The 25,004-nt window shown below is 44.5% G+C and carries 14 protein-coding genes and 1 pseudogene; 4 read left to right on the top strand and 11 right to left on the bottom strand.

The features are described 5' to 3' along the window. Nucleotides 1-352: 352 nt before the first annotated feature. Together NBH16_RS15310 and NBH16_RS15305 are read left to right on the top strand one after the other, a co-directional pair. Nucleotides 353-541, top strand: a complete 189-nt coding sequence (locus tag NBH16_RS15310) for a hypothetical protein (protein ID WP_005866426.1) — start codon at nucleotides 353-355, stop codon at nucleotides 539-541. 487 nt (nucleotides 542-1,028) lie between these two features. Beyond that, nucleotides 1,029-1,172 carry a hypothetical protein gene (locus NBH16_RS15305; RefSeq protein ID WP_005866422.1) on the top strand — a complete coding sequence of 48 codons (144 nt, stop codon included), beginning with the start codon at nucleotides 1,029-1,031 and terminating at the stop codon, nucleotides 1,170-1,172. An 83-nt stretch (nucleotides 1,173-1,255) separates the two neighbouring features. On the opposite strand, the gene NBH16_RS15300 is transcribed toward NBH16_RS15305, so the two are convergent. From NBH16_RS15300 to NBH16_RS15265, 8 genes are all read right to left on the bottom strand, one after another. Next, the gene (locus tag NBH16_RS15300) at nucleotides 1,256-2,848 is read right to left on the bottom strand and encodes a RagB/SusD family nutrient uptake outer membrane protein (RefSeq protein WP_008779636.1); all 1,593 of its coding nucleotides are present in this window, start codon (nucleotides 2,846-2,848) and stop codon (nucleotides 1,256-1,258) included. Between the two features lie 26 nt (nucleotides 2,849-2,874). Further along, a complete protein-coding gene (locus tag NBH16_RS15295; protein WP_250788836.1) occupies nucleotides 2,875-6,051 on the bottom strand; it encodes a SusC/RagA family TonB-linked outer membrane protein in 3,177 nt (1,058 codons plus the stop codon). A gap of 730 nt (nucleotides 6,052-6,781) precedes the next feature. Beyond that, on the bottom strand, nucleotides 6,782-9,670 hold the full coding sequence (locus NBH16_RS15290) for a glycoside hydrolase family 38 N-terminal domain-containing protein (RefSeq protein WP_250788835.1): 2,889 nt from the start codon (nucleotides 9,668-9,670) through the stop codon (nucleotides 6,782-6,784). Between the two features lies 1 nt (nucleotide 9,671). Beyond that, on the bottom strand, nucleotides 9,672-10,814 hold the full coding sequence (locus tag NBH16_RS15285; protein WP_122145321.1) for an MFS transporter: 1,143 nt from the start codon (nucleotides 10,812-10,814) through the stop codon (nucleotides 9,672-9,674). Next, on the bottom strand, nucleotides 10,804-13,173 hold the full coding sequence (locus NBH16_RS15280; protein ID WP_250788834.1) for a GH92 family glycosyl hydrolase: 2,370 nt from the start codon (nucleotides 13,171-13,173) through the stop codon (nucleotides 10,804-10,806). Before NBH16_RS15280 ends, NBH16_RS15285 begins: the two co-directional genes overlap by 11 nt. After that, nucleotides 13,170-14,273, bottom strand: a complete 1,104-nt coding sequence (locus tag NBH16_RS15275; protein WP_005866408.1) for an ROK family protein — start codon at nucleotides 14,271-14,273, stop codon at nucleotides 13,170-13,172. Before NBH16_RS15275 ends, NBH16_RS15280 begins: the two co-directional genes overlap by 4 nt. 145 nt (nucleotides 14,274-14,418) lie before the next feature. Beyond that, nucleotides 14,419-16,164: a class I mannose-6-phosphate isomerase gene (locus NBH16_RS15270; protein WP_022191912.1), complete on the bottom strand. Its 1,746-nt coding sequence runs from the start codon at nucleotides 16,162-16,164 to the stop codon at nucleotides 14,419-14,421. A gap of 32 nt (nucleotides 16,165-16,196) precedes the next feature. Then, nucleotides 16,197-17,498 (bottom strand): glucosidase family protein, encoded by a 1,302-nt coding sequence (locus tag NBH16_RS15265; protein ID WP_022191911.1) that lies wholly within the window; start codon nucleotides 17,496-17,498, stop codon nucleotides 16,197-16,199. A 102-nt stretch (nucleotides 17,499-17,600) separates the two neighbouring features. Between NBH16_RS15265 and NBH16_RS15260 the strand changes: the two genes are divergently transcribed. Further along, entirely contained in the window at nucleotides 17,601-18,491 is an 891-nt protein-coding gene (locus NBH16_RS15260) for an AraC family transcriptional regulator (RefSeq protein WP_008774281.1), read from the top strand. 87 nt (nucleotides 18,492-18,578) lie between these two features. Next, complete coding sequence (locus NBH16_RS15255; protein WP_005858025.1) at nucleotides 18,579-19,925, top strand: sodium/glutamate symporter; 1,347 nt, start codon at nucleotides 18,579-18,581, stop codon at nucleotides 19,923-19,925. Here NBH16_RS15255 and NBH16_RS15250 read toward each other — a convergent pair. The 3 genes and pseudogenes from NBH16_RS15250 to NBH16_RS15240 all read right to left on the bottom strand — a co-directional run bounded on the left by NBH16_RS15250 (nucleotide 19,912) and on the right by NBH16_RS15240 (nucleotide 25,001). After that, nucleotides 19,912-22,278, bottom strand: coding sequence for an ABC transporter permease (locus NBH16_RS15250; protein ID WP_250788833.1), 2,367 nt, complete (start codon nucleotides 22,276-22,278; stop codon nucleotides 19,912-19,914). The genes NBH16_RS15255 and NBH16_RS15250 overlap by 14 nt on opposite strands. Before the next feature lie 82 nt (nucleotides 22,279-22,360). Then, nucleotides 22,361-22,444, bottom strand: a pseudogene (locus NBH16_RS15245) (ABC transporter ATP-binding protein); the annotation flags it as partial. 199 nt (nucleotides 22,445-22,643) lie between these two features. Further along, nucleotides 22,644-25,001: an ABC transporter permease gene (locus NBH16_RS15240; RefSeq protein WP_008774279.1), complete on the bottom strand. Its 2,358-nt coding sequence runs from the start codon at nucleotides 24,999-25,001 to the stop codon at nucleotides 22,644-22,646. Nucleotides 25,002-25,004: the final 3 nt, after the last annotated feature.

The following is a 25,004-nucleotide window of genomic DNA, read 5'->3' as shown; positions in this document are numbered from 1 at the left end:
GCTGTGAACCGGTTCAGGAAACAACTTTCAACCCTGTGAAGTTTTTCAGGAGAAGCTTCTCTAAGATGTGAAGTACCTTAGAAAATAACAGTAAAATCTGTGAAGTAAATTTAGGCATAGTCAGAAAAAAGAATGATTTTCTGAGCAGTACTACTGACTTACTCAAAGGATATATACTTATTTTGCCCACGCAGTATATATTACTTTGCCAAGTCACTAGTACTTCATAAACATCCTTTACTTTGACACAGGCTAGAGGATAAGCAATTGCTTCCTTCTGTAAACAAAAAACGCCCAAAATTGCTCTCTGCTATAAACAATTTGTTATATTTGCATATATATAAGTACGATTATGGAGCGATTGATAGAGATGTATCGAAAGAAGTTGCGATTTACCTCTACCGCCTTTATTAGAAGCACGGTGTACGAGATTAATCGGGATGCCCGGTTGATCGGTATAAGAGGTGCTCGGGGAGTGTACCGCAACAGCATATCAAGCGAAATTTTCCGCAAGACGAACGAACCATATATGTCAGCTTAGATAGTATCTATTTCTCTGACAATACATTATATGACTTTGCGGATCGTTTCGTGAAACGAGGAGGAACACGCTTACACTTGGATGAGGTACATAAATCCCCCCAGTAAAGCCAAGAGTTGAAGAATATATACGATGATATGCCAGAACTGCAAATTATCTTTACCGGCCCCTTTTATCCCGAATATCAGTAAGCTCTGCGAATGGATTAGTATCACGAGAAACGTTTTATTGACTTATCTAAACGTATTGGCAGAAAGTAAGCTGACCTACAACTGTTTCTACTTTTGGTATCTCTCGCCTGCAAAAGCCGGACAATATCTACTTGAAAAATAGAAATCTGATGTATATCCTCTCGCCTTTGAAAGCGAATATCGGCAACATGCGGGAGACGTTCTTTGCGAACCAATTGAAAAAGTCTCACCAAGTAACAACCTTAGATTTACATCCGAGTATTACAGATAAAATAGAAAGGATAAATTTGTAAAGTATGAGCGAAGCCAACGATTTTTTAGTGGATGGAATTTATACGTTCGAGATCGGTGGCAAACGAAAAAGGTACTCACCAATAGAAGGGATACCGGACGGTTTTATCGTTGCGGATGATATAAAAATAAGATCCCGTTATGGATGATGGGGTTCTTGTATTAAGGAAGAAAGGGAAGAATAATCACTCATCCTTCCCTTTCAGCCATCAGTTATTGAAATAAAAAGTAATTACTTCGCTGAATATCCCTCATTCTGAGTTAAATTCGGATTACGTTGGATCTCGTTTACAGGGATCGGCCAGTATAAGTCTGTTGCCTTGAATGTAGCACCGCTACCATTCTTAGCGCCAATTAAATCAACGAATTGAACCTCACCTTTGTTTGTAGCGGAGATTTGAGGGAATTTACCTGTACGAACACAGTCATCCCAAATCTTCATTTCCAATGGGAACTCACGTAAACGCTCTTTCCAGCACTCTTCAATAAAAGCTTGCTTGCCTAATCTTTGAAGCTCGGAAGCGATTGTAGAAACATCCTTACCTTCCATGTTAGCACGTGCCTTAACTTGTGCCAAATAGCCGGCAGCCTCAGCGTTTACCCCACTAGACTGAGCGATAGCTTCAGCGGCAGATAATAATGTTTCAGCATAACGATAGAAGTTCCAGTCTTTCGTACCCTTACCAGTCTCTAAGATAGCAGTCTCATCATACCAGTACCAGTTACAAAGCATCTTCATATCCAGAGTTGTTCCATCAACAGGATGCGTATATGTACGATGGAAGAACTGATTCATCTGGGCACGCAAGTCTTTCTCACCATACACATTCAAATAACGCTCGCTAACACCATACACATTTACCCACAAAGAGTATTTGTTTCCAGTAGAAGAATTAGCGAAGAATGTCGGAGAAATCAAATTGAATGCGTGAACCGGGATATTACCGTTAGGAGAAATAGCTGCGTCATATTCACGGGCATAAATAACCTCTGGCAGATCATCTGTTGTACGTAACTTATTGAACGCACTACCTTCCGCAAGGTTATCGTTAGTAGCCAAAGCGAATTTTCCGCTATTGATTACATCTTTCAATGGAGTAACCGCATTAGCGTACTCTCCTAGTCTCATGTAAACATCGGCCAGCAACATATCAGCCGCATATTTTGTCACACGGTGACTATTTCCTGCAAAAGTAGCATTAGGTAAATTCTCTACAGCAAACTGTAAATCAGGAATGATAACTGTATTGAAAACTTCCGATGCAGCCGTACGAGTCGGATATTCAACCAAAGTAGCATCTTCTGTAGGTTCTGTAACCATTGGAACATCACCAAACATTTTTACAAGATAGAAATAGTTCAATGCACGGAAGAAACGAGCCTCTGCTTTATACTGAGCTTGATTATCCATTTCCACACCATCAACATACTTGATAACTGCGTTCGCTACATTGATCGACTTATAACAACTTTTCCAAGTGTCATTAGTCAAATAATTACAACAAGATTGCGTAAAGTCCTGACGAGTCAACTGGCGAGCATAGGAACAGTCTACTTCCTGACCTTCATATTCATTCACGAAATAACCAGTTACCATGTTCATTACAGACAAGCTAGAACCTCTATAAGCACCAGTCATATTACCCATCTTATCAGGAGCACCATCACGATATAGATAATTGACATTGCCAATAATATCAGCACTTGTCTTATAATAGGTATCCAAAGTCAAGGACGACTTCGGATCCTCATCCAAAAAACTGTCACATGCGGTAAATCCTACCAATCCCGCACATAAAATAGCTGTTGTTAATATTTTTTTCATTGCAATTTTCTGAATAATTTAATTAATTAAAATATTACATTTACACCCAACGTAAACGTTCTAGCTCTCGGATAAGAGAAGAAGGCCATATTCTGACCAAATTGTTCTGGAGATACTGAACCGTTAGATGTAGAGATCTGAGATGTACTTTCAGGATCGTACCCATTAAAGTCTTTCGCTGTAATCAAGAACGCATTGTTCACATTCAAATATAGGCGTAAGCTACTAAACGGAGTCTTTGCCAATTGATTTGAGTCAAAAGTATAACCTAACTGGATTAAGTTCGCACGTAAATAAGAACCATTAGCCACCCATTGAGAGTCTGTCAAAGTATCCTGTCCTGCGTGACCACCGTTGAACAACCAGATAGCTTGCTGCATAGAATTAGGATTCGTTCCATTATATGCGTCATACAAGATATTTGTCAAGCCGTTAGTCTGTCCGAAACGGTCATATGTAGAGTGATAGAACTGTTGCAAGGTCTGAACACCAGCGACAAATTGTAAATCCAAAGTGAAATCCCAATTCTTGTAACGTAATGTATTGATCATAGATCCAGTCCAATCGGGTACACCTTTACCTATGATCTCACGCTCAGAAGAACGTTTCGCACGACCGATCTGTTTCTTCTGGCAGTTACCAGCTTCATAATCTTCTATTGTATAAACGCCTAAACGTTTGTAACCATAGAAACTACCTACGCTTTCGCCTACACGCAAGATAGAAGCACCGCTCACCCATTCGTTTTTCAAGATATCCTCGTCATTGTCACCCAAAGATAAGATCTTATTTTTATTGAAGTTAGCATTGATGGATGTTGTCCATGTGAAGTCTTTTGTATCAATATTGCGAGTAGATAACATCAGATCCAAACCTTGGTTACGGATAGAACCGATATTCTTATAAACAGTCTCGAAACCTGTTGTATGAGGAACCGGAGCATCCAATAACAGATCAGAAGTCTTCTTGTTGTAATAAGAAGCATCTAACGTAATTCTATTATTGAACAAACCTAAATCGAAACCTATATCGAACTGGGCGGTTTTCTCCCATTTCAGATCAGAGTTAGGCAATCTATTTAAATAAGAATAGGAATTACGTGTTCCGTTCAATAATAACGTTTCGCTCTTAACTGTTGCTAAAGATTTGTAAACACCAATCTCAGAGTTACCAGTCAAACCGTAGCTGGTATGCAACTTCAAGTTGCTGATCGTATTTTGATCAGACATAAAGTCTTCTTGCGTGATGTTCCAAGCCAAACCCGCTGATGGGAAGAACGCATATTTATTATTCTTACCAAACTTAGAAGAACCGTCATAACGACCAGTAATTGTAGCGGAGTAACGATCCTTGAATGTATAAGCGAAACGTAAGAAATAGGAGTTCATAGCCCAACGTTCCCAATAAGTCTTCGGAGCATCAGGCTTCGTACCTGCGTCCATATTGAAGTCCTCAAAGAAATCGGTAGTGAAGTTTTCTGTATACATTCTAGAATAATCATACTTGCGCTCCTGCCAAGACAAACCGGCCATAGCGTTGATACGGTGCTCGCCAATCGTCTTATTATAAGTCAAGTAAGTCTCTTCCTGCCAATAAAGAGTATTTGCATGATATCTTTCAGCACGTCCATGTTGGTCATATGCCAAATTCACCAAGTCACTTGGCATATATTTATGCAAAGTCTTAAAGTTAGCGTCAACACCGAATTGAGTCTTCAAATCCAAACCTTCGATGATATGGAATGTCAAGGCTGCATTACCGAATACTTTTGTATTATAGTTCATATTCTTATAGGTCTTCAAGATATGAACAGGGTTAGACATTGCCTCAAAGTCCATTGGCATCCCTTCTGGAGTATTGGTGGAGGTATATTTGCCATTATATTGAACCGGCATCCAAGGAACCATTTCAATCATAGTACGACGAGCATCCTGTCCACCACCGTCTTCTGGAGTAGAGTTACCCCAAGTATGGTTCACCGCCAAGTTGATCGCTGTAGATAACCATGTTGTAGGATTCGCATCATAAGCGATCTTTGCATTCAAACGTTTTGAATAGGTATTCAACATGATACCTTGGTTATCAGTATAGTTCAAAAATGCACCCATAGATGATTTCTCGCCACCTTGCTGAACATTCAATTGATGGTTATGAGAGATCGCTGTACAAGTTGCCTCATCTTGCCAATCTGTATCATAAAGAGGATTACCGTTAGAATCGAAGAAACGACGATCTGTAAACCAATCCGCACGATTAGTAGACCAGTTAAATGGATTGCCATCCTTATCAGATCCCCATCTATTCTCATTCTCAATACCTTGCATAAAAGCATCGCACCACTCCTGCGCATTCATCGTATCCATCTTACGAGCGCGATGAGCCAAGCTTACAGAACCAGAGTAGCTAACCTTCGTTCCACCTTCTTTGTTACCACGTTTCGTAGTAACCATGATAACACCATTGGCACCACGAGCACCATAGATAGCGGTAGCGGAAGCATCTTTCAATACCTCCATAGACTCGATGTCATTCGGGTTCATCAAATAGAAGTTCTCCATTACTACGCCGTCCACAACATACAACGGATCAGAAGAGGCATTAATTGTCGCTTGACCACGGATAACAACACGGCTACCATAAGCACCCGGCTGGCTAGAGTTAGAGAAGATATTTACACCGGCAGCCTTACCACGCAAGTTATCCAATGCACTAAAGTTTTGAGCTTTTAACATCTCTTCTCCTTTAGCTGTAGAAATAGAACCTGTTACATCCGATTTACGCATCGTACCGTAACCTACTACTACTACCTCATCCAAAGTCTGTGTATCTTCTTTCAATGTAACATTGATTGCAGATTGGTTGCCTACAGGGATCTCTTGAGATAAATAACCAATATAGGAAATCACCAAAACTCCGTCGGCGGGCACACCCTCGATCGTATAATTTCCATCGAAATCAGTGATCGTACCGTTTGTAGTGCCTTTCACCACCACGTTAGCGCCAATAACAGGCTCACCTGTACCGTCAACAACCACACCTGTTACTTTCTTGCCTTGCTGCACTGCCATTACTTCATCAACCGTGCCTGCGGGAGCGGGAGCGGCCATAGCGGCGTTTACAGAGAAGGCAGAAAGCAGCAAACAGAACGCTGAGGCTTTAGCTATCCCCTGAATGGATAATAGCTTAGATTCATTCTTTGTCATTTTGCTTTGTTTTTTAATTAAGTTTAGATTGATTACATTGTCTATGTAATTTTTATCGTTATAGATGGACATAGTTCGTACGGAACTAGTGCGCCATTCATGGTCTATATCATTAAAAACTGGGCAAATGTATAACTTTTTTTGTAAACTAGACTTAAATCTATAGTATTTTTTTAATAAAAATGACACATTTATCACAAATCACCCCTTGAAACCAAGAATATCAGCCCTTAAATGTACTAAAAATATATTGTTCCGTACGGACTTACAATAGTATCATCGTCTTTCTATCACATAAATAATTAACTATCAAATATTAACAGTAAAAACACTTTAAATTGGTTACAATAAACAAATGTTAAATTTATTGAGATTCAAGGCTAGGCGAAAATGGCACTAGTATGGCTTCTATGAAAAAAACAGATAATATATTCAGAGACTGGATAATATAAAAAAATTTAGCCTTCCTTTATAAATAAAAGAAGAACCACATTATCTACAATCTTTCTACCAAGAAAGCGCCATAGACTTATTCCCACAAGGCTTGAAATCCAATAAGGCATTACCCGAAACAGAGTCTCTCATGACACTCTTCACCCATCACTCTAACACAAGCAAGTCTTCTGCTTAGAATAATACCGATTTATTTGGGATTAAATCCTATCAAAACATTCAATATACAAACATAAGACAAACTGGATAAGGGCGGGCAAACCCCGCCCCTACCATGCTACCAAGATAATTTTATAAACTTATTCTCCCACGGAGCGAAACTCAACGGATTCCCCGAAACTGGGTCTCCAACGACATCACAAACCGTAGTTTTCACAAAATTAATTTTATCTGAAGCTACAGAGAAAGTAGCGGACTTCCCGCCTATCTCACGCAATTGAAGCATAACAGCGTTCTCGCCTTCTACAGGCCTCATGTTTACCAACAACAAGTTCTTCGGTACGATCTTGAAAATGGAAGCCGATTGAAGAGGCTCCACCTTTTTATCTCCGGCAGGCAAAACACGGGTCAAGAACGGAATCCGGTTTTCCCAAGCGAACTTAGTCGCATACTCAATAGTGTTGTCTTTCGAAGAGTTGATGAAGTAACTCCATTGCATCTCTCCCATTTGGTCCGCATTGAAATTGGTTACCCAATAGTTGTTCATCGGCCATGAATACATATTCGTGGACTGAGGTACGGCTCCGGCCTTATACCGCCCCGTATTGATCGCCCCAAATTGCATTAATGGTATTTCTTGGCTACCCATCACGACCTGTGACTCTCCATTACGAGCCGTAGCGAAGTTTTGCACCGTGTACCAATCGTTAGAGGAGCCCGGGATTTGGTCTACACCCGCCTCAATCGATCCGCCGGGTACATCCAAATGGATCTTACCGCTTTCAACCTCAAACGGGAAAGCGATATAAACCGCTTCCGGATCTGTTACCGCTTTTTTACGCAAGCGATAAACTACCTCGATTTTCTTTGTTACGTTAAATACACGGAATTCCACCATCAAATTATTCGGCTCACGTCCCGCTACTGTCTCTCCCCGAAAACGATATGTATCCCAAACATCGCCTTTCTCATATTTCTCGAAACGCATCTTCTCGGGACGACGGCGGAGGAATTGGGGAGCACGATATTGTTCCATCGGATGACGGCTATCGATAATCTCATAAATAAACTCTCCCATCTCCCATTCCGCATCCGGCGTAACCAATTGTTTGTTCAAATCCTTATCATATAATTTACGAATCGTACCTTTACGGGTATTGAAGTCGATGGCATACCAAGGATTCTCCACATGTGTCTCTTTTAATTCCGTTGCGCCCTGTATTTCCGGACGTGGCGCATCCTTCACCTTTATATAATACTGTGCGTATCCCAAAGCCGGGACTTCTTTCACGTAAAAGTTCCAATAAGTACCATCGGAACGGCTTTCGCCAGCTTGTGCGGGAATTACGTTGCCAGCCGCATCCACGATCTCGAAAGCCTTGTCTTTCGGAAGAATCTGATGATCGACATAAGCTTTAGCGATACCGCTATAACTCCAGTTGAGCGTATTGAATACAGCGATAGACGGAACGTCGCTTTTAGGCACGAACGATTGTAATATACCCATCGTGGCCTCTCCCAGCAAACCGGAATGGCGATAGGCTTCCCACGCATACGATTGTTTCAAGGAGCGTTGTTCCCAAGTTTCCAGTCCATAAGCGTTACGTACGCTCTCGCTATGCCCGAAAGTATGCTCATCATAGAACAAAAGAGCTTTGTTGATGTCCTGAATCCGATCATTGATGTCTTTCGGCAATTGAGCGCCTAGCATTTTAGCAAATGACAATCCGGCTTGATTCGCGATAATATCCGAATGAGTCACACGAGATATGGCGGCTTCACGGGCACCGGAAGCGAAACCATCCGTCCACCAATCCGGCCAAGCTCCACGAATAGTCTGAATATGATCCGCATATTGGCTCTCTACCGTCTTAAAAAACTCACTGGCTACCGCCGTGCGTAATTTCGGCCATTCATACTTCTCATTCCATTTCTGTAACATCTCGCAACTTTTAGTCGAAGGGGGCGCATTATCCGTAAGATATCCCGAATGCTGCACCGCTAATATATCATACGGATAATTTTTCGCTTCCATTTCACCTAAATAAGTTAAAACACGCTCCTCAAACTGGTCAAAGTTATCTGTATGAATCCCGAAAAAATTACCATAGTGATAATGCTCCGCACGATAAGTCAAGACCTTCTTCCCAGAAGGTGATTCCCACCAAAACACCGTAGGTTTATCAAAGCAGATCAACGCTCGATGACCATGGGTTCCCATATTCACATATTTCACGCCGGCATCTGCGAAATACTCGCTGAAACACCAACCGATACCATTCACGTCGTCTTGCATCGCAACCTCGGCACGCATCCCATTTTCTCTAAATTGCTTGATCGGATAAAGGGAAGCGGCAAGTGTCTGCTCATCCGGTAATTCGTCAAAATTCAAGAACATCGTAGCTAATTCAATACGGCCCTCTTTTACCCGTTGCTTCAGGCGAGCGATCTGTTCCACAGGACGACATTTCAAATATTCGCTAACCGCCCAAGCGATCTCGCAAGTCCAACGGAACTTAGCGAAATCCGGATAATTATCCGTAGCGTCACAATAATCCAACGCATAATCAATGTATCGAAGCTGTTCTGCCAAGATTTCCATTTGGGAACGGGTATAACCGATATCCGTATGGGTGTGTTGCACCATATTCATCTGCCAATGTCGAACCGGTTTTACGGTCACCGTAGTTTCCTCTTTCTCTTTCCCACTTGTCAACGTCAACGGTAATTGGCGAGTCGTGCTAACCTCGGGTATCTCGATTCGGAATACATTATCCCCGGACACCAGTTTCTCTTTATGGCTTTGCTCGCCTAAATGGATCGTCACTGTAGAAGGTTCTCCTTCATGTTTTACGGAGATCTCGACCTTTTGGGTCAGTCCGTTTTTCGATTTATAAACCGCCGGTAATACACGGCTCTTGACATCCGATAATCCCGGAGACGCATGAACCGACAATGTCCCGATCAACAAAGCCAATCCTGCTGATAAATAAGTTCTTTTTTTCATCTTATCGTGTTTTTATTGATATAAGTCCTATATACAACATACATATTAATAATAGCATCAAGCCGGCTACCTGTCCGAACATATCGGCTATGCCTCCCATACAAGGCGTAATCAAAGCGCCTCCTGATACACCCATAATCATCAAGGCCGAGACCTCGTTCGATTGCTCCGGCCGATGTTCCAACGCAAAAGAGAACAGGATCGAAAACACATTCGAGCAAGCCAAGCCAACCAGTACGATCATAACGCCCATGCCCCACAAGCTATCCGAGATAAGCAATCCTACGAAAGCAAGGATAGCGATAAGCATGCTTCCCCTTAAGAAGGGTCGTGACGAGATCCTCGCCAGCAATATAGCCCCCAGGAAAGAACCTCCGGTACGAGCGGCGAAATAAAGGCTACTCCCTAATCCAGCCTCTTGCAACGGCATGGATAACTTTTCCATCAATAGCTTAGGGATCGTCGTATTCAGACCGACATCGATCCCGACAATACACAGAATCCCCAAGAAAAGCATCCGTATCCTAGCATCTTTACATAAAGCTAACGTAGAGGCGAACGAGGCTTCTTGCCCCTCTCCTTCCTCTTTACCCGGAATAGTCGTTATCAACCAGATGATAGATGACAAGGTAGTCACCGAATAGACAATGAATATCAACTTCCAATCTCCCCAGAAAGAAGAAGCTATACCTGCAATAATCGGCCCTAAGAAGGAAGATACCGCCTTAATAAACTGCCCTAAAGTAAGCACGCTCGTTACTTTATCCGGATTTACCACCCGCGCTACCATCGGATTCAAGGACACTTGCAAGATCGTATTTCCAATTCCCAGCAAAGCGAACGCAAACAAGATACAAGCAAAGTCATAGAAGAATAGAGGTATCAGCATCGCCAAGGTTGTGATAGCCAAGGCTACGACCACCGTATTCCTACGCCCGTGCCGTCCCATCCAGATACCGGTAGGGACAGAGAACAGGGCGAACCAAAGAAAGACCATCATGGGCAATAGGTTCGCCAACGTATCGGACAAACCAAAGTCCATCTTCACATAATTCGTGGCAATTCCCACGACATCCACGAATCCCATCACGAAAAAGCCGAAAAGGATCGGGAATATAGCGGAGTTCGTACTTTTAGTTCTCATATCGATCTTTTGGTTGGTTACCCATTTCTAAAACCAAATGTCCACCTTGAACAATCTCCGAGAAAGGAATACGAGTATCCGTCAATGGTTTCCCGTTTAAGTCCATGGATTGCACGTAATCATTTTGCTTACTATTATTACGAGTCTCGATCACGAATTCCTTCCCTTTATAATAGCGGTCATTCAGCCGGATCGTAATCTTATCGAACAAAGGACTACCCAAAGCGAAAGAAGGCGCTTGATCCGTCAAGCCTTTCATATCGAATAAGCCTAAGGAAGAGATCACGTACCAAGCCCCGAGCTGGCCTTGATCCTCATCTTGTCCGTAGCCATAACCGTGGATGCCATCCGTACCATAGAACTCATTCAAGATCGCCCGCACCCATTTTTGCGTAAGCGAGGGACGACCGGCCTCGTTGAACATCCAAGAGATGTGCAAACAAGGTTGATTTCCTTGGTTATACAAGGTTTGCAAACCGGCGAAAGCCCCTACTTCCGTGCCTCCGCTAAAGATTAATTTACGAGACACCGTGAAGATGCTATCCAACCGATGGTTAAACACGTCCGCACCAACTTTAGCGACCAAGCCTTTCGCGTCGTGCGGTACATAGAATGTATATTGCCAAGCGTTACCTTCTTGGAATCCGCGCCATACTTGCATCGGATTGAAGTCCTCGATAAACGTACCATCCTTCTTTTTAGGACGAACAAAATTACAGGAAGGGTCATAGATACGCTCCCAGCCTTTCGATAAGTCCATCAAACGGTTATAATCGTCCGTCTTACCCAGTTGCTTCGCCCATTGGGCCACGGCCCACGCACTATAAGCATATTCCAAGGTATGGGAAGCGGAAAACATGAAAGCCTCGTCCGGCCCGTCCCCTTTATCCAAATGAGGTACATAACCATATTCCACGAAATAACGGGTATCGATCTTTCCCGCGCCCAACGGACGATTCTCCCCATCCAACTCATTCTTCAAGCAAGCCTCATAAGCCGTATTCACATCGAAATCCCGGATGCCACATTGATAAGCGCCAGCGATAATCGTACTTAATAAATTCGTACCAACCCCGGAGACATAACGGCTATTAGCGATTCCATCCGCCAGCCAGCCGGCGTCCTTGTACACCAACAAATGGCTACTTATATAATCCGAATAATATTCCGGATAGGCCAAAGCCCAAACCTGTGTCAGATTCCATTGCGCTCCCCAAGCGGCATCGGTATTGTATAAGTTATGTACCGGTTTCCCGTCTTTCAAAGGGATTTGTCCTACCGAGCCATCATTTCTCGGATAAGCGCCATTCACATCGCTAGCTAACCCACGCCCCAATAAAGCGTGATACAAACCGGTATAGAATTTCACCTTATCCTCTCGCGCTGGAGTCTCTACCCGGATACGTCCCAAATATTCTTCCCATGTTTGGCGAGATATTTCCCTTGCCTCGTCAAACGTAAGGGTAGCGGCCTCAGTCTCCCTATTTAACCGGGCATTCTCCACGGATGTATAAGAAAGACCTACTTTAGCGGTTACCGACTCTTGATCTTGGGTACGGAATGTCAGATAAAGTCCGGCCCCCACGCCCGTCGCTTTCCGTTCATCCGGACGGATATCCGCTCCGTTGAAAGCGCCAAATCCAACGGGAACCTTGTCCAGCACCGCCGAGAAATACAAAGGAACCGATGCCCCGGGTTGATATTTCCTCACATATTCAGGCTCGGTAATCACCCAGCCCTCGATACGCCCGTCTTCCGTAAAAGTAATTTCAGCATCCCGTACAGCTCCGCTCTCTCCTTGACGGTTTCCTATATCGAACAAGATATGGCTATCCTCCCCGGCCGGAAATGTATAACGCTGAATAGCGACACGAGGGGTAGCGGTAAGCTCCGCACAAATCGAGTAATCTTTTAGGAGAACGGAATAATAACCGGCGGTAGCGATCTCGTCCGCACGATCAAAACGGGAACGGTATCCTATACCTGTCGAGTCGTCTACCGCCCCGGGAATTGTTTTCAATGAACCCGTCGTAGGCATCAGTACGATTCCACCGATCTGAAACTCATGCAAGCAGGGGAAACCCTCGATCGATTGATCCCGATAATCGTAACCGGTCGCCTCCCAACCGGATTTATTCCCGATATGCCCGTTCGTAGAAGGAGCCGGCTTGGCCATACCGAAAGGCATCGCTCCCGGGGTAAAATGAAACCAACGGCAATGCGCCGTACCGATCCGAGGTTCTACATATTGGCTAAGCTCATCTTGCTGAACTTTCTTGCCTTGTGTCACGCAGGATGTGAAGAAAGCACACGCAAACATCAGGAACCATACAGGTCCTATACTATATTTTTGTCTCATATTCCTTTAGATAGATGGTTTAACGCAAAAACATAAGCTCCCATAGCGATCGAGCGATTAGCACCTTGTTTACTTACGGTCACCCCTATCCGTTTACAAGGATCATACCCTACCTTGCGATTGGTACCCGGAATGGGTACCTCGACAGCTCCTCCTTTAGCGAAATCAGCGAAACTCTCCGCATCCTCCAAAAGATAAGCTTTCATTTGCAATCGGCCGAAACGACTTCCATCCATCATACCGGTAGATGAGTTCAATTCTTTCAACAAAGCAGGGAGAATATATTTAGAAGCCCCCGATAGTCCACCACCGATCACGATGATGCCATCGATTAAAGTAATGGCAGACGCCAACGCATCCCCCGCTAGCTCCCCTAATTCGGAGAAAGCCGTAATAGCAGCCTCCCGGTTACCCGGGCAAATACCCTCGGCGATCTCAAAGATCTCTTTCGGAGTATGCACTCCCGTATCACCGGATCGTTCCGCATATACTCGCATGACCGCACGTATGCTGACACTCTCCTCTACGATATACTCCGGATATTTCTTATTCCGAAAACACCAGATATCTCCTCCTGCCGCATTATCTCCCAATAGAAGCTTTTGATTAATGACAACCCCGGCACCAAAACCGGTACCCAAGGTGACTCCCAGCAGGTTCTTATATTGCTTCATGCTTCCTGCCTCCCGCAAACGGCGGTTTATATCCGGAAGGGCTCCGGTTAACGCTTCTCCATATGCGAATAAATTCCCATCGTTATTGATAAATACCGGTATCCCGAATATATCTTCCAGAAACGGTCCTAACGCTACTCCACCCCGGAAAGAGGGGAAGTTGGGTAAATCGCCTATGATACCGGCTTGATAGTCTGCCGGACCGGGAAAAGCGAAACTGATAGCGACCGGAGTTTCCGGCAAGCCTGCTTGAATTGCCTTAAAACCCTCTACCAAATTGCCTAAACACTTATCTAAACAATCCGCACATGCCGGAAGAACTACCGGATCGGCTATCTCTTTTCCTCCTTGGATGGCAGAGAAAACAAAATTCGTTCCTCCCGCATCCAATGTCATTACTATTCTATTGTCATTTGTATACATCATAATTCCTTTTCTTTATTTACCCATGTTCCGCCAGTGCCACCACGGTGGCACAGCCGTGCCATAGGGTTGGCATTGGCGTGCCATCGCAGTGGCACTACCGTGCCATCAAGGGTGGCACAGTTGTGCGACGCCTATGGCACGGTGATTATTGCCTAAATCGTACGTAAGCTTTTATAGTACCACAGTATTTACCTACGGACGATCCATACGGGCGGATCGTATATTCACCCACGCAAGCCGGAATGATAAAAGTCTCCGCGTAATGAACGATGAATGGTTCAAAAGCGTTTGTCGGACTCTCCACGATCAACTCATCTCCCTTGATTACATTCAGTACTTGCACCCCTCCATTCGTATTGTGAGGCACGATATCCGTGAACCAATGACGGCGGGTCTCGATGAACTCGTTCTCATGCAAGCCGGTCCGCTCCTCCCGCCAACCGTCTCCCTCGGCGATCATCTCCACTTGGTTGATCAAGTTATGACGGACAAACTCCGTTTGCCGCTCCCATTGGATCACTTTCGAGCCGTGGCCGATATTAATCGGTCGAGGCAATCCGTCCAATCCCAAGCGGCCCCAGTCCCAAAGCTTAAAGGTAAAGATACTTGGGGTAGCGCTAATCTCCAGCACCATGGCACCGGCTCCCGAACAATGGACCGTTCCGGCGGGGATCAGATAATGATCATGGCGTTTGGCAGGCCATTTGTTGACATACTTCTCCGTATCGAAAGGCTTTCCGGTCTGTTGGGAGTCGTTTAGGGCAGCGATCATCTCGTCCGGATTTACACCGGTTTTCAATCCCAGATAAACGGTAGCGTCCTCCTCGGCATCCAGCAGGTAGTAGCTCTCGTCCTGCGTATAATAAATCCCGAACGTATCCCGGATATATTGGGTGACCGGATGCACTTGCAAACTTAGGTTTCCTCCTCCCATCGTATCCAAGAAGTCGAAACGGATCGGGAAATCTTGTCCGAAACGAGCCTCGACCGGCCCGCCCAGCAAGTCTCTCGTCTTATAGAATACCAAGTCATTGGAAGGGATCTCAAACAGCTCTCCAGCAACTTTCAGGTATAAACTATTTTCCTCGGGCACGCAATCAAAACACCAGCCGAAGTTATCTTGCTTTTTATCCAGATCACAGACCTCTTTCATCCATTGGCCGCCCCAAGGAGCCGGATCGAAGAAAGGTACTACCCGGAACGGAGTATGCGCCGTTTTCTCTAACCCTTCTTTCAAGGTCTCCCCGGAAATCATCTTAGGTGTTCCGACGATATGGGTATCCAACCAATAATCGACCTTGGGAAGGACTTTCTTCTTCAGATTATCGCAAACAATCCAATCAATAAAATATCCTCGCTTATAATGGTACGACGGGGCTTCCTCCCGGTTTTCCACACCTAGCCCGTTCACCTCTTTTCTACGGGAACGCATCTGGATCTCCCAACGAGCCATATCCGCATAGATCAATTTGTCCGGAGCGGAAACGATCTCGGCGGCGGCGTGGCCATAAACGATTGTCCAGCCTTTTCCATCACGCAAGGACTCCCGGCAGGCGTTCACCTTCTCCTCATCCAAGAAATCCGTATAAGAGAAATGAGCCCGGCGGCCAAACAACCGGTCATCCGTCAGATAAGGATAGGTCATCGCCTCTATATCTTCTGCCGATTTAAATAAATCTCGCGTATTGATAAAACGATCGGGCGCGAGCGCTTGCAGTTCACGCATCAACTCCTCGTGATGAACCCCTTGGTAGCATTCCACCACCCAAACTTGTGATCCATTCGTTTCCGCATGTATCTCCGCCAATCGCTTCCGTATCGATTCCCAGCCTTTCCACAAGGTACCGTCTACAACGGTGGCCGGCATTTTATCATAATTACTTTTTCTCATCTCTTTTGACATTTAATATTGCACGCTTGTATTTAACTCTTATTTTTCTCTGCCCAATCCCTTAATAATTCAATCGCCTTAGATAACACTCCGGCCGATCCCTTGAAATTACCAGAGCCGCTGGGGACACCGCCTTTGCCATACCATTCGTAGAATCCGTCATTTTGGATCACACGCTCGATCATCGGATGAATCTCCGCATAAGCCTCCTCAACCATTCCATTAACGACAAGCTGCTGGATCATCCGACCGCCAAACCAAGTCCAATCCCCGCCATTCTGATACAGATAAGCCTTTGACATTCCTCCATGGAAAAAACCATCCGGATACACGGGATATAAGGTAAGACCAATACTCGGCATACCCGACAGGCGAACATTCTCAAGCATCTGGGCATTTACGGTACGTATCTCGTCTTTCGATAATAAGCCGGCCTCTATAGCGATAGCCGTCCCACCATGATAATGAATGGCAAGTTCATCAAAACCTTCCGGAATCGGAGATTTCTCCGGATAAATATGAGGAATGAACTTCTGGCGCTTTACATCCCATAGATGAGCCCGCACATTTCTCTCGATTCCCTCACGCAGACTTTTCCAACGGGAGGCTTGCGGAGAATCAGGAGCCATTTCCAACAAATAATCCAAGGCGATTATGAACATAGCGTTATCATATACATCGATAGCTGGATCCGACAAATCATTCATATCACATCCGAAATCGTCATTCGGCTGTACATCGCCCCAATCAGCGGTCATTGCTCCATAAAGCAATCCATATTTCTCATTATATCGTTCCCGCATCAGATAATCTACCATAGCGTTCATTCGCTCGAGAACGGTCTTCCCGGCAACTTTCTCATTCAATATCTCCCGATCACCCGTCTTACGAATGTATTTACCTACGATCTGAATCAAGGAAGATTCTTGGTCCGTCTCTACCGTATTCTTAAAAGCGACATGTTTCGGGGCGGCATTCGAATAATAAGGCGTATCATCATACCATGTAAAATCTTCTTTCAGCACATAACCATCGATCATCTCATCATTCGGCTGTTGAAGAGCGAAAAACAATAAGATAGCTTCCCGCAGTTCGTGTGGATCACTCTCCTCGCAAGCGATCTCTATAAACGTATTCATATCACGAGCCCATATCTGGGAATAACCACTCCCTGCGTTAAAGCCACTACGAATGGTCGCACGAGCCATACTATCCACCTTATGTAAAGCCGTGTCGGACAATATTTGATCGGCCAATCGCTGTTTCTCGGTCAATCCCGTACAGGATAAAAAAGATACAAATACAAAAGAAACTACAACTAGAATTTTATTCATGGCATTATGTTATGATTTATGTCGGCAAAATTATTTCAATAATCCAGAAAGGAATGCTACATTTGTTCCGATTTACTTGTACAATCTTATGATTTATAGATCATGGTCAAGATAAAAGAAGGATTTAAGGGAGAACGGCTTGTTTCTTTACCCGAGGAACTATTGGCAAGCTACCGGAGGGAACCGCTCATCAATAATTTATATGTACGCAAGATAGGTTTCTTCCCACGTGTTAAATATCATTTTCTCCAAAAAGAACATGGCTGTGACTACGCCATGCTTATTTATTGTACGGAGGGAAAAGGATGGTATCGTATCCTCGGTAAACAATATACCGTGGAGAAATACCAATATATCATCATCCCTCCCGGTATCCCCTACTCATTCGGGGCAGACGAGGGAGATCCATGGACTATTTACTGGTTACACTTCCAAGGGAAGCTTTGCGATCAATTCCTGCCGTCGCATCCGGTTCCGGTCACTATTTCGCCGAATGAATATTCCCGTTTACAAGATCGGTTACGGCTGTTTGAGGAGATATATAGCAGTTTCTCCATGGGATATATTAAAGAATATATGATTTATTCCTCCATGTGCCTTTACAATTTTCTGGCCTCTTTCATCTATCTGGAGCAATTCCGCCATATCATGATTCCCTCGCAAAAAGAATATCCATTCACGGCACGGGTTATTCATTATATGCGTGAGAACATCCAGCAGAATCTTACCTTGAAGGAATTAGCGTCTTATTTCAAATATTCCCCTTCTCACTTCTCGGCTCTCTTCTTTGGCGAGACCGGGGTCTCGCCCATGAATTACTTCATACGCTTGAAAATACAGAAGGCTTGTGAATATATCGAGCTAACGAATATGAAGTTGAATGAGATCGCCACGCATCTGGGATTCGAGGATGCCGCCTACTTCTCGCGTACGTTTACGAAAGTTATGGGTTGCTCTCCTTCCGTTTATCGTAAAAAGGAGATGGAGATATAGAATTCGTTTGGATTTCTAGTATTTCTCATGAGAATAAAATATATTTGTACAATAGATATTTAAACGAACATAAAGTAAGTAGTTACTATGATAGACCTAACACAGTTCACCCCTTGGACTCTCTTTACGGATCTTGGATTCATTTCGATACTTCTATTGGTTGGCAAATTCATACGAGTCAAGGTAAAACTGATACAACAATTATTCATCCCACCCAGCTTGATCGCAGGCTTGCTAGGACTGGCGTTCGGACCTAATGGACTGGGGTGGATTCCGCTTTCCAATGACTTAGGTACTTATGCGGCTATCCTTATCGCCTTGGTGTTCGGCGCGTTGCCTTTATCTTCCCCGAACGTCTCCATGAAAGAAGTAGCGAAACGAGTCGGGCCGATGTGGGCGTACGCTCAGGTGGGTATGTTATTGCAATGGGCATTGGTAGGCCTTTTCGGATTGTACGTGATCAAACTGATCTGGCCGGACCTGAATGACGCTTTCGGCATTATGTTGCCGACAGGCTTTTATGGCGGACACGGCACGGCCGCTGCTATCGGGTCTGCGTTCGAGGGATTGGGCTGGGACGAGGCTCGCAGTTTAGGCATGACAACCGCTACCGTGGGGGTTATTTGCTCGATCATCGGAGGTTTACTGATGGTCAAATGGGCGGCCAAGCATAAACAAACCGCTTTTATCTCGGATTTCGACGATCTCCCGGATGAGTTGAGAAGCGGGTTGCTGCCGGAGGATAAGCGGGATTCCATCGGAGAGGCTACGACTTCCTCCATATCCATCGATACGCTGACTTTCCATGTGGCCTTGGTGTTTGTCGTGGCTTTTTTGGGATATATGGTTAGCCAAACCGTAAAGGTGTATTATCCGGTATTGGAGTTACCTGTTTTCAGTTGTGCCTTTATCATTGGATTAGTATTAAAGAAATTCTTCGACGCAACAACCATATCCAGATATATCTGTCCGCAGACGACCCAGAGGCTGAGCAGTTCCTTCACGGATATGCTGGTAGCTTGCGGTGTAGCGTCTATCAAGCTAGGGGTGATCGTAAAATATGCCTTGCCGCTTATCGTACTCATCATAGCGGGCGTGGCGATCGTCTGGTGCATAACATTCTTCTTAGGAAGAAGATTAGCCAAGACCTTTTGGTTCGAGCGCATGATTTTCGCTTGGGGATGGTGGACCGGCACGATGGCCATGGGCATCGCCTTGCTGCGGATCGTCGATCCGAAACTTTCCAGCAAAGCGATGGATGATTATGCGATGGCTTACCTGCCTATCGCTCCCATAGAGATCTTATTGATCACCTTCGTCCCCATCCTTTTCGTAAACGGATTGGGAGTTTGGTTGCTATTAGCCTGCTTGGTCCTTTCCCTACTTATCTTGCTGCTGGCGTGGAAGATGGGATGGTGGATTACTCGCTCTTGATACTATTTACCGGATTCTCGTTCGCCGCTTTCCAGTTCTGGAAACTCACGGTCAATAACGTGATTACGGTTACGATCAATAAGGCGATTAAGAATACCCACCAATGAAGCGGAGTCTTATAAGCGAAACCCTCGAGCCACATCTTCGCGCCCTGCCAAGCGATCGGCGCCGCTATCACGAAGCAAATACCTACAATCCTCAGATAGGCCTTATTAAACATCAGCAGGATCTCCCCTACCGTAGCTCCATGTACCTTGCGGATACCTATTTCCTTACGGCGGTATTGAGTCTCGAACACCACTAAGCCAAATACCCCGACCAAAGAGATAATAATCGCCAGTAAACTAAAGACCGTAACCAGATCGCGCAGGTTCTCCTCTTTCCGGTAAAGATGATTAAAGATCTCATCATAGAACTCGATATTGAACGGATAGGAAGGGTCTAATTCTCTCATCGTCTCCTGGATGTGTCCTACTACGGCATGAATGTCCGATCCGGCTTTCAAGCGGATATAAGAGATTGGCAAAGAATAACCAAAGTTTCCGACCAAGAAAGCGATATTATCCTCTCCACCACGAAGCGAGGTGAATTTCACATCGTCGGAGAAACCGATAAGATGACCGGAAGAATAGCTATCGAACGCGTCACCCACTTGCATATCCAACCCCTCCATCGCCGTACGATTGAATATATAAGACACATGATCCGAAAGTTCGTCCGCCTTTGAGAAATCTCTCCCTTCTATAACCGGAATCCCCATCACCCGCAAGAAATTGGAAGATGCTATAATTATGAAATACTGAAAGTCCTTACCCTTATAATTACCGCCATTCGTGTTATACCCGTCCTTAGAGCCCACTTTCTCCATAGCGAAAGCTACATCCTCGATCCCCGGATTCTCTTTTAAGCGATTCACATATGTATCGTGATGCTTATTGTACATTGTCTCATTCAGCTCCACGATAGCTACCTGATCCTTATCGAATCCTAAAGAGAAATTCCGCATATAACTATTCTGGATTTGTACAAAGCAAGCCCCGATAATCAACACGATCGAAACAACGAACTGGACACAAATCAATGTCGTACGTAACTTACGCCCGGAAGGAGATAACCCGAAGCTGCCCTTCAGCACCAAGGCCGGAGGAAAAGAAGTTATATAATAAGCAGGATAAATACCCGCCAGCCAACCGATAACCAACGCTACGATGCCACACAAGAAAACGATCGGAAGATTTGAGACCAAACTCAAATCAGCCTCGATAAAAGGTAGCGCTTCCGCCCAATCCAATCCCCAAACGATAACGAGACTTACCAGCCATGCTATAAAACTAATAAGGGCTGCCTCTATCAATAAAGATCTGCGCAACAAAGTATCCGAACTACCCAATACCTTCTGCGTATTGATACTTTTGATTCGCAACGGAGTCAGAGAAGTGCTAAAGTTCGTGAAGTTAATAGCCGCGACAATGACGATCAGAAGAGCTATACCGAACAATAAGGCCGTGACTTCCTTGTTTCCGCTCCGGAATGTACCACCGTCTTGCGTCTCATTCATATAATAAATATCAGTCAGCGGAACGAGCCGGATCTGTTCTCCTTCATGGTAAATCTTCTTGAAATCAAAATGACGGTTGAAATTATCGGCAACCTCATCTGCCATGGCAGGATTATCAAGCAATAAATAACAAACCCAGTTACTTGAGCTAAAATTATTGATATTATAATCCGGATCGATCGCCGTATAGACCACGTTCCGAAGCTGCGTGTTCTCCGGGAAATCCTTATAAACCGCGCCAATCGTAAAGAGCTTAGCCGATTTAGTCCAGATATTTTCTTCCGCTCGCAACGTCTTACCAACCGCAGAGATATCTTCCCCAAACAACTTGTCAGCCAAGCTTCGGGGTACCATTACTTTCTCGGGATCTTTCAAGCAATCGATATCGCCTTCCACGATCGGGAACGCGAATATCTTCGGTAAACTAGCGTGGCAGGTTGTCACGATTTCCTTAAACCCAAACGGTTGCCCGTTTCTATCCACCGAGAGATAAACACCATTCTGGCCAAAAGAAGGAGTCAACAATGTACCCGCCTCTATATGCGGGGAAGATTGGATGACAGCCTCCACAAAGGCACGGGGTAATATTGTCCCGAAAGTACCCGGAATGGTCAAGTCCACCCTAAAAATCCGCCCGGACGTAGGATGGCAACGGTCAAAAGTCCGCTCAAAATTAATCTGTATCAAAATCACGATAAAAGCGGCGAAAGCAACCGCTAATCCCGCTACATTCAAAAAGGTAGCTACCTTGAAACGTATTAATACATTGATGAAATTGCGTATGATTGTTTTCATAACTTGCTCTATTTTATTGATACTAAAATCGACCCAAAAAGAGTATTCCTTAAATAAGATGGCTGATATTCATTCGTTTCAAGATATTCAAAGAAACCTTGTTCAACGCAATTGTCTCAACCTCTTCCGTACGGAAAAACTTACTTAAACCTTTGATCTTAATCATGGCTGTATTTGTTTTAATTTATTATACTCAAATCCATCTAATAATATTCAAATAACGTGCCAAACTACATATCAAACTAATATTCAATAAATTAATTCTCAATTCATAAAACAGAAGTGTCCAATAATTGGACACCATTGTACAATTATTGGACACATACTTTTCTATGAAAACAGCAATATGATTCTACAAAAATCTTCTACTCATTCTTAATACTATGTACTGGATTCTCATTCGCCGCATGCCAGTTTTGGAAAGTGACAGTCAATATTGTGATAACCGCTATGATAGCAAAAGCGATCAAATACACCCACCAATACATCGGTGTCTTATAAGCGAAATTCTCCAACCAGCGGCTCACCGCATAACCCGCAACCGGAGCGCCCAATACGAAACAAACACATAAAATACGTATATACGTCTTGTTGAACATCACGATAATCTCGCCCGTGGTAGAACCCAGCACCTTACGAACACCAATTTCTTTCTTCCGATACTCGCTATCGAATACTACCAAACCAAAGACTCCTACGATAGAGATGAAAATAGCGCATAGCCCGAACAAGGTAATCAAGGAACTCAGATTCCCCTCTTTCTTATACAAATCATTCAACACCTGATTGAAAAAACGGATATTGAAGGGATACTCCGGATCGAATGTTCGCACGGCCGATCGCACATGATCCATGGCTGCCCGCAAGTCTGATCCCGCCTTTACCTTGATATATGCCCAGTTAGGACGACTCCCCCAATTACGTGTTCCCCATACGAAAAACGCCATGGGCGCTATCTCCGTACGGAAAGAGGCGAATTTCACGTCCGGTATGAAACCGACGATTTTTGTGCTGTCAATCATCGCATCTACCTCCATTTCATAGGCGGCACGCGCACGCTCATTAAAAATATAAGCCCCATAAGGATTATTAGCGTCTTCCTCCCGAAAGTCGCGGCCTTCATTTACTTGTATCCCTAACACCTTTAGGAAAGAAGGATCTACCGGCAGGCATTGAAAACTGATCTCTCTGCCTTGATACTCACGTCCCCACCCCATGTACTGGTCACTGCTGGAGAGAAGAGGCTCGGCGAACGTCACGTCATCGATGCCCGAGAAAGATTTCACCTGGCTCACGAAAGCCTCATGGCTTTTCCAGAGTTTAGAGTTCAGATCGGTAACGATAATCTCATCCTTATCATAGCCTAACGGGGCGTGCTGCATATAATAATTCTGCAAATACATGAATACCGCCCCAATAATCAACCCAAATGAAGCCACATACTGCACGCCAATCAAGACATTACGCATCTGGCGGCCTTTTGGTGACAGACCGAAACTTCCTTTCAATACCAAGGCCGGAGAAAAAGATGTCATATAATAAGCGGGATACAACCCGGCGCACAAACCGGTAGCAATCGCGATCAATGCCGTAGCCCCCAACAACAACGGATAATCCATCAAGGCAATCCGAGCGTCGATAAGCGCGGATAAGGTTGTGCTGGAAAACAAAGAGACCCAAAGCAACGCCAACAGGAAAGAGATAACACTGATAACGATAGCCTCCAAAATCAGAGACATACGGATCACCGAGACCTCGCCACCCAATACTTTTTGCGTATTTATGCTCTTGATACGCATGGGCGTAAGCGCCGTACTGAAGTTCGTGAAATTAATACCGGCAATCACTACGATCACGATGGCGATCGCAAATAAGACAAGCATAGTAGATTTACTTGCCTTCGGAGCATTATCGTAAGTGACCCCGGAGTCGAAATGCACCTCCGTCAGAGGGTTCAGAACCAAAGACATTCCACCTCCTTCCCAAGAGAAATCTTTCGATAAGGTAGATACATCGAAATGCGCTTTGAAATTCTCGAACAAGCCGGAAGCGTTCGCTGGATCATCCAAACGGACGTAGAACATATAATTCCAATTGCCAAAGTTCTGGAAATTCTCTTTCGGATTTAATTGGTAATAGATACTATTCCCCACAGATGAGTTATCCGGGAAATCCCGATACACTCCTCCAATGGTGAAAACACCTTTCGAATTAACCATATGCAACTGCTTACCCACCGCGGATTGATTGCCGAAAAGCTTGTTCGATAGACTTAGCGGAAGTAATACCATATTGGGTTCTTTCAATTTATCGGCGCTGCCGTCCAACATATCAAACGTAAATATATCCGCATACTCAGGAAATACACGCATCCATCGCTCCTTGAAATTATTCCGAACACCGTTCTCCTCCGTATAAAAGAAAGCGCCCTCTCCCCAAGGATCCAATAACGAACCGGCCAGAATATGCGGTGATGATCGGATAAAAGCTTCCGCTAACGGACGGTTTATAATAGCCTGTTTCGTACCACTTTCATAAGCCACCTCTACCCGGAATATCCGATCCACATCCTTTATGCCTCGGTCAAAATTCCGGTCATAGTCCACTTGCATCATAATCAAGATGAAAGCAGAAAAAGCCACAGATAGTCCTAATACATTTAAAAGTGTCGCCATCTTGAAACGGCACAATACACTCAAGAGATTCCTCAAAATAGTTTTCATACG

The sequence above is a fragment of the Parabacteroides sp. Y3-G-102 genome (assembly GCF_023656845.1).
Taxonomy (GTDB): Bacteria; Bacteroidota; Bacteroidia; order Bacteroidales; family Tannerellaceae; genus Parabacteroides; species Parabacteroides distasonis.
Note: the sequence above shows the minus strand (reverse complement) of the source record. Positions and strands in the feature narration are given on the sequence as shown.